The organism is uncultured Aureimonas sp., assembly GCF_913775355.1.
Lineage (GTDB): Bacteria > Pseudomonadota > Alphaproteobacteria > Rhizobiales > Rhizobiaceae > Aureimonas.
Genome location: NZ_CAJYIU010000025.1, coordinates 1 through 10284 on the forward strand (window position 1 = coordinate 1; position 10284 = coordinate 10284).

Consider the following 10284-nt stretch of genomic DNA (forward strand, 5'->3'; position numbering starts at 1 on the left):
ATGTCCTGCCGAGCTTGCGTCGAGATCGTCAGGAGGCCGTTGTCCTCCTGCGGAAGGAACGACCGGGGCAGTGTCGCCATCATCACCGCAGAGGCGGCGAACGACACGACGAAGACCGCCATCACGAAGCCGTTTCGGCGCAGGCACCAGTCCACCATTCGGCCATAGACGACGGTCGCCCGGTCGAATCCGCGCGTGAAGGCCGCTGCAATGCCGGACGAGGGCGCATGGCTGGCCGGCAGGCGTGCCGCCAGCATCGGCGTGAGCGTGAGCGAGACGACCGCCGACGCCAGGATCGCAAGCGCGACCACGACACCGAACTCGTTGAGGACACGCCCGACGACACCGCCCATCAGGAGGATGGGAAGGAAGACCGCGACGAGCGATAGCGACATCGAGATGATCGTTCCCGCCACCTCGCCGCTCCCCTTCAATGCCGCATCCATCGGGGCGGCGCCCTCCTCGACGTGCCGCACGATGTTCTCGAGCATCACGATGGCGTCGTCGACGACAAGGCCAACGGAGAGAGTCAGCGCCAACAGCGAGAGGTTGTCGATCGAATAGCCGAGCAGATACATCGCCCCGAAGGTCGCGACGAGCGACAGGGGCACAGTGAGCGCAGGGATCATCGTCGCCGTCAGACGACTGAGGAAGAGGTAGATGACCAGGATGACGAGGAGGATCGTCAATCCCAGAGTTTGCTGCACATCGTCCACCGCGGCGCTGATCGACGTGGAGGCGTCGTTCACCACCTGAAGCTGCACCGATGCCAGCAAAGCCGCCTGTAGTTCCGGCAGCTTGGCTTTGATGGCGTCGACCACCTCCACTGTGTTGGCGCCCGGCTGACGCTGCACCGCAAGGACGATCGCGGGCTTCCCGTCGAGCCAGCTCCCCTGATTGAGGTTCTCGACGCTGTCCTCGACCTTCGCGACGTCGCCGAGCCGCACCGGCACGCCGTTCGGTCGCGCGATCACAAGGGTGCGGAACTCGTCTGCGTTCGTGCGCTGCGTCGGCGCGTCCACCGTGAGCGCCTGCCCGCCGGTCTGCACCGTGCCGACCGGCGTCTGGCTGTTGGCGGCGGCAAGAGCGCTCGACACTTGCGCCATCCCGAGCGAGCGGGCGGCAAGCTTGTCGGGATCGACGCCGATGCGCACGGCAAACGTCTTGGCACCGTAGACCTGAGCCTGAGCCACGCCCTGGATCGTCGACAGCGCCGGCGAGATGACGTTCTCGGCGAGGTCGTCGACCGCGGTCAGCGGCGTGCTCTGCGATACGAGGTCGAGGAGCAGGATCGGCGCATCGGCGGGGTTCGCCTTCCGGTAGCTCGGCGGCGACGTCATGTTGTCCGGCAGTTGCCGGGCGGTCCGCGCGATCGCAGCCTCGACATCGGCCGCGGCCGCATCGATGTCGCGCGAGAGAACGAACTGGATCGTGATCTGCGTGTTGCCGAGCGACGAGCGCGCGGTGATCGTGTCGACGCCGTCGATCGTCTCGAACTGCTTGATCAGCGGGGTGGCCACCGCGCTCGCCATCGTGTCCGGCGAGGCGCCCGCGAGCTGCGCGGACACGCTGATCGTCGGGTAGTCCGCCTGCGGGAGCGCGGCGACGGGAAGCAGTCGATAGGCTGCAATGCCGGCCACGAGGATGGCAAGGCAGAGGAGAAGCGTCGCGACCGGCCGGCGGATGAAGGTGGCGGAGATGTTCATCGGGCGGCCGTCGCGTCCGTCGGCGGCTCTGCGGGCGCTGCATTACCGTCGACATCGGGCTTCGACGAAGGCTTGACCTTCACGCCGTCGGTCAACGCCCCCTGCCCTTCGGTCACGACCACGTCGCCGGCGGACAAGCCCGAGGTCAACCCGGTCCGGTCCCCAACCCGGAACGCCACGTCGACCTTGCGGATGGAGACCATGTCGTCGGAACCCACGACGTAGACGACGCTGCCGTCCTGGCGAGGCTGGACGGCGACGGTCGGCACGATGACGAGGCCGCCCCTCTCGCCCGCCTGCACCGTTGCGGAGAACGCCTGCTTGGCCACCAGCCGACCGTCCGGATTGTCGATCGAGGCGCGCAGGGAGATCGAGCCCGAGGCGGGATCGATCGCGTTGTCGATGAAGTCGACCTTGCCCGAGACCTCGTCGCTCGAGCCGCCGGCGGGGCGCAACGTGACCATCAGCGTTCCCTTGGACAAGCTGTCCTGCAGGAGTGCCAGATCGCTCTCGGCGAGCGTGAACGCGGCTCTGACCGGGGAGACCTGAGTGAGCGTGACGATCGCAGTCCCCGGCGTGACGAGCGCGCCCGGCGACACCTGGAAAGCGCCGAGACGTCCGTCGAAGGGCGCGACGATATGCAGTTTGTCGAGGGCCACCTGATCGGCCGCCAACGTCGCCTTGTCGATCTCCAGCACCGCAGCTGCCGACTGCGCCGCGCTGCGCGCGGTGTCCGCCTGTTGCGCATCCACCGCGCCCGACTTCAGGAGCAGTTCCGCCCTCTGGAGATCGCGTTGCGTCTGATCCAGCGTCGCCTGATCTCGCTGAATCGCAGCCTCGTCCTTGGCGATCTGCGCGCGTGCGGCGCGGTCGTCTAGCGACACCAGCAGGTCGCCCTGCCGAACCACGGCACCGTCGCCGAGGGCGATCGCAGCGATCGTCCCGGTTTCCTCTGAGCTCATGACCGTCGAGTTGACCGGCACGATGGTGCCGATCGTATCGCGCAGGATGGGCAGCGAGCCGCTCGAGGCCGCGGCGACCTCGACCGCAACCGGCGCACCGGAGCCATGCTGCTTCCGCCCGCCAGTCCCGGTCCCGCCGTCGCTGCCCGAACTTGGAGTAGCGAGCCAGGACACAAGGAACGCCGGGGCATAGGGCGCGAGCCGCTCGCGCTCGAAGCCTGCGACCGCAAGTAGTACCACAGCGATCAGAAGCAGCCATCGAAGCATACGGATCCGCCCCCGACTCGTCACATCTTGCACATGCGAAGAGCTGCGACTAAGACCCCGCGCTCCGTCACGGACAAGTGAAATCGCGGCAAGGATTGGCAAGACGCCCGGTGCAATCGCTTAGCGCGCATTGTCGCGGGCTAGGCGCGGCTGGCGGATGGGGTGAGACAATCTCGGTCCGCACCGTAGTCGTTGAATTTACTGATGTTTTGACGCCCCGCAGGCTCCTCGTGTGTAGCAGGTTGGTGTAGCGCCCTGCAAGGCTTCGCACCGCGAGCGGACCCACTGGAGCGAGCCCCGATGCGGTGGTTCCTCAATTCGTGCCCGACACGACCGGCAGCCAAGCCCAGAGGGCCAGGAGTGTGGCCAGAAGCACGGGAGGCGTCAGGACGATGCCGACCCGGACGTACTGCCCCCACGTGATGCGCTGCCCCTTGCCGGCCAGGACGTGAAGCCAGAGGAGCGTGGCCAGCGAGCCGATGGGCGTGAACTTCGGACCGAGGTCGTTTCCCACTACGTTGGCGAACACCATCAGCTCCTTCGTCAACGCCGGGATGTCAGCGCGGTCGATGGCCAGAGCGCCGACCAACGTGGCCGGCATGTTGTTCATGACGGAAGCGAGGGCTGCCACGACGAACCCGGTCCCGACCGTAGCGACCAGCGTCCCGCGTTCGGCCAGCCAGTGGAGGACGCCGGCCGCGATGTCCGTGAGGCCCGCGTTCCCGAGACCGTAGACGACGAGGTACATGCCGATGGAGAAGAGGACGATCTGCCAGGGCGCATCCCGCATCACGTTCGATAGTGGAATGACCGCGCCCCGTCCCCCCGCCGTCAAGCGTCCAGCCACCATGAGAAGGGCCAGAGCGGCAGCTCCGGTCACCAGCGCGATGGGCACCCCAAGCGGCCCTGTGACGAAGTAGGCGATTAGCAGGAGGCCAAGGAGCGGGAAGGCAGCACGGAACACCGCAGGGTCCTTCACCGCGCTCTGGGGGGCCTCCAAGTCCTCCACAGAGTACTCGACCTCAAGGTCCCGCCGGAAGTGCAGCCACAGGACCAGAAGCGTGGTCGCGATGGACACGAGGTCCACCGGCACCATGACGGCGGCGTAGTGCCCGAACGAGATGCCGAAGAAGTTCGCGGTCACGATGTTCACGAGGTTCGACACCACGAGCGGCAGGCTGGCCGTGTCCGCGATGAAGCCGCAGGCTACCGTGAAGGCGAGCGCAGCGGTCGGGGGAAAGCGCAGGCGCAGGAGGATGGACAGGACGATAGGCGTCAGGAGTAGCGCGGCTCCATCGTTCGCGAACAGGGCGGCGATGACGCCCCCCAGAAGGACCACGAGGGGGAACAGCCGGCGTCCACTTCCCCTGCCCCAGCGGGCCACGTGGAGCGCAGCCCACGAGAAGAAGCCGGCCTCGTCAAGGACGAGCGAGATGACGATGAGGGCGACGAAGGTGAAGGTCGCATCCCAGACGATGTGCCAGACCGTCCCGACATCGGCCCATGCAACGACCCCCGTGGCGAGCGCGAGAGCCGCCCCCATCAGCGCGGACCAGCCAATGCCGAGGCCACGAGGCTGCCAGATGACGAGGACGAGCGTAGCGAGGAAAATCGCGAAGGCGAGCATGGAGATGTCCGGGGGCAGGAAGGGTCAGATGGACCTCTGGTTGACGCGCTTGGAGAGGTCTTCAGCGGTCTCCACACGCTCGGAGTAGCGGTCGGTCAGGTAGGCAGAGCGTCCACGAACGAGGAAGGTGAACTTGGCCAGCTCTTCGCAGACATCGACCACGCGACCGTAGAGGGCCGAGGGCTTCATCCGGCCGGCCTCATCGAACTCAAGGAACGCCTTCGGGACGGAGGACTGGTTCGGAATGGTCACCATCCGCATCCACCGCCCAAGGACGCGCATCTGGTTCACCGCGTTGAAGGACTGCGAGCCGCCCGACACCTCCATCACCGCTAGCGTCTTGCCCTGCGTGGGCCTTGTGGCCCCGAGGGCGAGAGGTATCCAGTCGATCTGCGCCTTCATGATGCCGGTCATGGCCCCGTGACGCTCCGGGCTCACCCACACCATCCCCTCGGACCAGTCCGCGAGGTCCCGCAGCTCCTTCACCTTCGGATGGTCGGGCTCGGCTCCGTCCGGCAGCGGGAGTCCACGCGGGTCGAAGGTCTTCACCTCGCAGCCGAACCAGCGGAGCAGCCGGCCAGCCTCCTCGGACAGGAGCCGGGAGAACGACCGTTCGCGGATGGAGCCGTAGAGAATGAGGATGCGGGGCGCGTGCGTCGGGTCACCGGGGCGCGTCAGCATCTCGACATCAATCGGCTGGAGTTGCGCGAGGTCAACGCTCGGCAGATCGGCGGCCACGGGGTCGGTCATGCAAGGCGCTCCGGGGGCCGTGGAGAGGAACTGCCACAGCCCTCGGGGATTGCCGCAGTCGCCTCACCGATCAAGCCTGCGGGCGGTGCTGGGACCACACGGGGCCATCTCGGGACCATCGAAGACCGCCTCATGCTGCGCCTCCCGAAGTCGAGACCACCTCACCGTCTTCCTTGGTGAAGGAGCGGACCGGATGGTCCAGAAGGGAGAGGACTTCCTCGGACGGACGGCACAGCTTCACGCCCTTCGGGGTGACGACAATGGGGCGATTGATGAGGATGGGATGGGCCATCATCGCGTCGATCAAAGCCTCATCGGACAGGCTCTCGTCACCGAGCCCAAGCTCCGCATAGGGCGTGCCCTTCTGACGTAGGAGGTCGCGCGGCCGGCCGCCCATGGCGTTGATGAGGCCGACCAACGTCTCGCGCGAGGGCGGCTCCTTCAGGTACTCGATGACCTGCAGGTCCTCACCGGACTGGCGCATCATCTCCAACGTGTTGCGGGACGTGCCGCAGGCGGGGTTGTGGTAGATCGTGGAGGTCATCGGCAGGTCTCCGGGGGGCAGACGGTCGAGAGGCGCACGAGGTCACCGCAAATCTCCGGGTTGCCGGAGCAGCAGTCCTCGGTGAGGAAGGCGAGGAGCTGGCGCATGTCGTCGTAGCTCGCGGCATAGAGGATGCGCCGCCCGTCGCGCCACGAGCGCAGGAGCCTGGCGCGTTCCAGTGCGGCAAGATGGAAGCTCATCCGCGTCGGCGGGATCGACAGGGCCTCGGCGATCTCGCCCGACGGCATGCCGTTCGGGCCTGCGCGGACGAGCATCCGCAAGGCCGCGAGGCGGTCGGCATGGGCGAGGGCGGAAAGGGCGGCAACGGCTGAGTCGTCGTTCATTCCCGCGATATTGCAAACATAGTTGTAATGTTCAAGAGACTCAGCTCGCTCGTCCTCGCTTCAGGCGCTCGGGAAGCGACGGGCGCAGCATCATCGTAGCACGGTAAGGGCACTGCACCGCGATGAGCGAGGCGCCCAACCAGTGCGGACACGACTCTCGCTTGCGGGGGGCAGCGTGCTTGGGGTCGGCATCAGGATGCCCGATTGCCGATCGGTGATGCGCGCGCCGTGTCGCCGACGCTTGATCCCATCCGGGATCGCCCCGTCGACACTCCCATTGCTCGCGCCGGGAACGGCGTCGCCGCCGCGGCCCGGGCACCCTTTACCCTTGGGGCGCGATCGGGCACCGTCCGCGTGTCGCCCGCGCCAGCGCGCATGTCCACGCTCGGATGCCCGTCCATCCGTCCCGGGTAAAACATGCGCCCGAACCGGAACATTGTTCCCTCTTGGGGAATTTCGCCATTGTGCCCTGTGGGGGAACCCTATATCGATATGCGTGTCCTCTCCAAGAAGACGCTGAGGGAGTTCTGGGAGTCGGAGCGCAAGCACGCCGTCTCGCAGGGGCCGCTCGAGGCGTGGCACCAGGAGGCGTCGGCGGCGAACTGGCAGAATCCCAACGACCTGAAGGCGACCTATAAGAATGCGAGCGTCCTCAAGGGCGGGCGCGTCGTCTTCAACATCAAGGGGAACGACTACCGCCTGATTGTCAGCATCAACTACGCGGCGCAGATCGTGTTCGTATGCTGGGTCGGGACGCACGAAGACTACGACGAGATCGACGCGGAGACGGTGCGATGCACGTGAGGCCCATCAAGTCCGAGAGCGACTACGAGAACGCGCTGGCACGGGTCGGAGACCTCATGGCGACCGAGCCGGGATCGCCCGCGTTCGACGAGCTGGAGGTGCTGTCCACGCTCGTCGAGGCGTGGGAGGCCAAGCACTACGCCATCGCCCATCCCGACCCGATCGACGCCATCGCGTTCCGCATGGAGCAGGCGGGCCTCCGCCAGCGCGACCTCGTGCCGTTCATCGGCAGCGCCAGCAAGGTGTCCGAGGTCATGAAGCGCCAGCGGCCGCTGACACTCGCGATGATCAGGAAGCTCCACGCTGGGCTGGGCATCCCGGCCGCCGTGCTCCTGCGCGAGCCCGCGCCCGGCATGGAGGCCTTTGACGCCTCGCGCCTGCCCTGGGGCGAGATCGTGAAGCGCGGGTGGATCCCGAACTTCCCCGGCACCGCACGAGAGGCCAAGGCCCGCTGCGACGAGCTGGTGGCATTCCTCGTCCCCCAGTCCGCCAGCTCCTGCCTCCAGCCCGCCCTCTACCGCAGGTCCATCCGCAGCGGGGCCGCCATGGACGACCATGCCGTAACGGCCTGGACGGCGCGGGTCGTGTCGCTGGCCTGCGCGCAGACGTTGCCCGGCAGGTATGAGCGCGGCGTCGTCGACGATGCCTTCGTGTCCGGGCTCGTGCGCCTCAGCTTCCTCGACGATGGACCGCGACTTGCCCGCGAGTACCTCGGCAAGCACGGCATCCACCTCGTGGTCGAGCGGCAGCTCCCGAAGACGAGGGTCGACGGCGCCGCCACCGTGCTGCCCGACGGCTCCCCGGTGATCGGGTTGTCGCTCCGCTATGACCGCCTCGACAATTTCTGGTTCTGCCTAGCCCACGAGCTGGGGCACGTGGCCCTTCACCTTAGCGAGGGCGGGGACCAGTGGTTCGTCGACGACCTCGACTCCGAGGCCGGGGCCGTCGAGAGGACGCGCGAGGACGAGGCCGACGCTTGGGCCCGGGAGGCGCTGATGCCGTCGGAGACTTGGGCGACCGTCGGATCGGTGCGGCGGGAGTCCGAGGTTCGCGCGCTCGCCCGCAAGCTGTCCGTCAGCCCGGCGATCATCGCTGGCCGCGTCCGGTTCGAGCAGCGGAACTACAGGCTGCTCAACGACCTGATCGGACAGGGCGAGGTGCGGCGCCAGTTCGGCCTCGTCTGAGGTCGCCCGGCGATCCGGACTTCCGCACCGCGGCGGCGGCCGCGCACGGTCGGGCCGTACCGACGTGGGGACGCCGCAACGGTCATGACCAAGACTGACGGGACGCCCATGCGGGCTGGAAACGGGACCTGACCGATGGAGACGATCGAGACGGACCGGCTGCGCCTGAGAAACTTCCGGGTCGACGATGCCGAAGGGCTCCTGGAATACGTGCGCGAGCCGCGGGCGCGGTGCTTCCTGTCCCTGGAGCTTGCCGACCCTGCGGCCGCCAAGGCCGAGGCGGCCCGCCGCGGCTCGTCCGACGAGAATGTTGCGATCGCCCTCGCCGGGACCGACGACCTGATCGGCGACCTCTTCGCCGTGCATGAGGAACCGGACACCTATTCCGTCGGCTGGAACCTCAACGCTGACCATGCGGATGCCGGGTTCGCGCTCAAGGCAGCTCAGGCACTCTTCCGGCACCTTTTCGACGATCGGGGAGCGCGGCGCCTCTATGCCTACGTCGAGGTCGACAACGCGCCGTCACGCGGCCTCTGCGAGAGGCTCGGCATGCGGCTCGAGGGTACGTTCGTCGAGTTCGTCACCTTCACCGACGGCCCCGACGGCATGCCCGTCTACGAGGATACGATCCAGTACGCGATCCCGCGCCGGGAGTGGGATGTCGTCGATCGAGCCCCAGCCGCAGGCGGGCCCTCACGTTTCCGGGATGAACCCTGAGGGCCCGCCCCGGCGGGTCACGCCGACCTGGCGAGCGCCTCGGTGAAGATCGGCGAGAACGGACGCGCCGCCGCGGCGGCCGAGGGCGGGGGATCGTCGCCCCGATCCGCCCACGGCGTCGGCCCGCGCCGCACCAGCCTAGCGACAAGGCGGTTCCTCCGGCGTGCCGCGAACCTGTCGGATGTTCCCGATGCCGGGAGTTCCCCGTCCCGGCCGAGCGCCGTCATGGCCTCGAGGATGTCGTCGATCGGAACCATCGCCCCGCTGTCGAGCTGACGGAGCGAAGGCTTGTCGTCGACGGTTCGCCGATCCGATGCCCACGAGGCAAGGACCATGCGCTTCTGGCCCTTGGTGAGCCCGGCGGCCGAGACGACCTGGTCGGGATGGTTGAAGGTGTCCGCATTGGGCACCGGGGAGCTTTCCAAGCTTGCGGGCAGTCCGTCGGAGATCCGTGCGGTGTCCGTTCCGTATGGTGTTTGCATAGCCACATCCTCCATCGAGCAACATGGATACGCTGTGCCGCCGCGAGACGTGGCAACACAGGCCCGTCTCGCGCGAGCCGGGCGACGATCGATGTGGAAACCGTCGCCCGCGGCGTCAAGGAGATCGCGCGGCATCGCGGACGCTGACGGCAACTTCCCAAGGAAGTCCGCGAGCGTCGAAACTATCGCAGAGTGCATCAAGGACGCTCCAGGCCGGAATGCCGGGAAGCGGCCCACCCAGCCGCTTCCGAATGCGCTCCAGCGCTGTCTGCTGGCCGGGGGCCGGGGGCGTCGCGGGCATGTCCATGTCGGACATGGCGTCGCCCTTCGTCTTGGGCATCTTCATTGATGTCATATTCGCGCAGCAGGGGCACCTCCCGCGCTCTCGGCGGACTGGACGGGCGTTGACTGCGATGCCGCCGTCGCGGACGTGTCGCATATCATCCACTCGGCGCCGGCGCGGCCTAGGATAGAAGCGGATGGCCTCCGGTCCCGTGACCAAGGGATTGACCGCACTGCGGGCATCGAGCGTCAGGTCGGGAATGACGAGGATCTCGGAGCCGCCGAGCGTGAAGGCGCAGATCGAGCGGTCGAGCGTCGTCTCGGCGAGCTCGAAACCGACGCGCGCCTTGAACCACTGACGCTCCCGGTCCAGGAGGCTGACGAGCGCGATGGGCGTCTCGCAGATCTCGCAGGCCACGGCCACGATCGCGTCGAACGCGTGCTCCGCCGGCGTGTCGAGGATGCCGAGCCCGTCCAGAGCCTTCAGCCGGATAGGGTCGCGCACCGCATTCGCGGGGAACGAAGCGCCCATCGGGGCGTTCGCAAGGTCCGTGACTGAATTCGTGGACATCTCGACGGCCTAGCCTGCCGCCTGCCGCAGGCGCCTTGCGCTTG

General features: G+C 67.5%; 11 protein-coding genes. 3 read left to right on the top strand and 8 right to left on the bottom strand.

Annotation, left to right across the window (positions count from 1 at the left end):
* The 6 genes from QZ753_RS01750 to QZ753_RS01775 all read right to left on the bottom strand — a co-directional run.
* Window positions 1-1706: efflux RND transporter permease subunit (locus QZ753_RS01750; RefSeq protein WP_294640656.1), on the bottom strand; the 1706-nt coding region annotated here is incomplete at its 3' end.
* A complete protein-coding gene (locus tag QZ753_RS01755) occupies window positions 1703-2935 on the bottom strand; it encodes an efflux RND transporter periplasmic adaptor subunit (protein WP_294640658.1) in 1233 nt (410 codons plus the stop codon). The genes QZ753_RS01755 and QZ753_RS01750, both read right to left, overlap by 4 nt.
* Window positions 2936-3248: 313 nt before the next feature.
* On the bottom strand, window positions 3249-4562 hold the full coding sequence (locus QZ753_RS01760; protein ID WP_294640660.1) for an arsenic transporter: 1314 nt from the start codon (window positions 4560-4562) through the stop codon (window positions 3249-3251).
* A gap of 24 nt (window positions 4563-4586) precedes the next feature.
* A complete protein-coding gene (arsH, locus tag QZ753_RS01765) occupies window positions 4587-5312 on the bottom strand; it encodes an arsenical resistance protein ArsH (protein ID WP_294640661.1) in 726 nt (241 codons plus the stop codon).
* A 130-nt stretch (window positions 5313-5442) separates the two neighbouring features.
* Window positions 5443-5856, bottom strand: a complete 414-nt coding sequence (gene arsC / locus QZ753_RS01770) for an arsenate reductase (glutaredoxin) (RefSeq protein WP_294640663.1) — start codon at window positions 5854-5856, stop codon at window positions 5443-5445.
* Entirely contained in the window at window positions 5853-6200 is a 348-nt protein-coding gene (locus tag QZ753_RS01775) for a metalloregulator ArsR/SmtB family transcription factor (protein WP_294640665.1), read from the bottom strand. Before QZ753_RS01775 ends, arsC begins: the two co-directional genes overlap by 4 nt.
* A 492-nt stretch (window positions 6201-6692) precedes the next feature.
* On the opposite strand from QZ753_RS01775, the gene QZ753_RS01780 reads away from it, so the two are divergent.
* From QZ753_RS01780 to QZ753_RS01790, 3 genes are all read left to right on the top strand, one after another.
* A complete protein-coding gene (locus tag QZ753_RS01780) occupies window positions 6693-7004 on the top strand; it encodes a type II toxin-antitoxin system HigB family toxin (protein WP_294640667.1) in 312 nt (103 codons plus the stop codon).
* A complete protein-coding gene (locus tag QZ753_RS01785; protein WP_294640669.1) occupies window positions 6995-8188 on the top strand; it encodes an ImmA/IrrE family metallo-endopeptidase in 1194 nt (397 codons plus the stop codon). The genes QZ753_RS01780 and QZ753_RS01785 overlap by 10 nt, the downstream gene beginning before the upstream one ends.
* 135 nt (window positions 8189-8323) lie before the next feature.
* A complete protein-coding gene (locus tag QZ753_RS01790) occupies window positions 8324-8905 on the top strand; it encodes a GNAT family protein (RefSeq protein ID WP_294640671.1) in 582 nt (193 codons plus the stop codon).
* Between the two features lie 17 nt (window positions 8906-8922).
* On the opposite strand, the gene QZ753_RS01795 is transcribed toward QZ753_RS01790, so the two are convergent.
* A complete protein-coding gene (locus QZ753_RS01795; RefSeq protein ID WP_294640673.1) occupies window positions 8923-9315 on the bottom strand; it encodes a hypothetical protein in 393 nt (130 codons plus the stop codon).
* A gap of 187 nt (window positions 9316-9502) precedes the next feature.
* Window positions 9503-10240 (bottom strand): hypothetical protein, encoded by a 738-nt coding sequence (locus QZ753_RS01800; protein ID WP_294640674.1) that lies wholly within the window; start codon window positions 10238-10240, stop codon window positions 9503-9505.
* Window positions 10241-10284 lie beyond the last annotated feature (44 nt).

Excerpts from the sequence above, each read along its gene's own strand:
- arsH (WP_294640661.1), bottom strand. The coding sequence starts at position 5,312 with ATGACCGACCCCGTGGCCGCCGATCTGCCGAGCGTTGACCTCGCGCAA.
- QZ753_RS01785 (WP_294640669.1), top strand. The coding sequence starts at position 6,995 with ATGCACGTGAGGCCCATCAAGTCCGAGAGCGACTACGAGAACGCGCTG.
- arsC (WP_294640663.1), bottom strand. The coding sequence starts at position 5,856 with ATGACCTCCACGATCTACCACAACCCCGCCTGCGGCACGTCCCGCAAC.
- QZ753_RS01755 (WP_294640658.1), bottom strand. The coding sequence starts at position 2,935 with ATGCTTCGATGGCTGCTTCTGATCGCTGTGGTACTACTTGCGGTCGCA.
- QZ753_RS01790 (WP_294640671.1), top strand. The coding sequence starts at position 8,324 with ATGGAGACGATCGAGACGGACCGGCTGCGCCTGAGAAACTTCCGGGTC.
- QZ753_RS01800 (WP_294640674.1), bottom strand. The coding sequence starts at position 10,240 with ATGTCCACGAATTCAGTCACGGACCTTGCGAACGCCCCGATGGGCGCT.
- QZ753_RS01760 (WP_294640660.1), bottom strand. The coding sequence starts at position 4,562 with ATGCTCGCCTTCGCGATTTTCCTCGCTACGCTCGTCCTCGTCATCTGG.
- QZ753_RS01775 (WP_294640665.1), bottom strand. The coding sequence starts at position 6,200 with ATGAACGACGACTCAGCCGTTGCCGCCCTTTCCGCCCTCGCCCATGCC.
- QZ753_RS01780 (WP_294640667.1), top strand. The coding sequence starts at position 6,693 with ATGCGTGTCCTCTCCAAGAAGACGCTGAGGGAGTTCTGGGAGTCGGAG.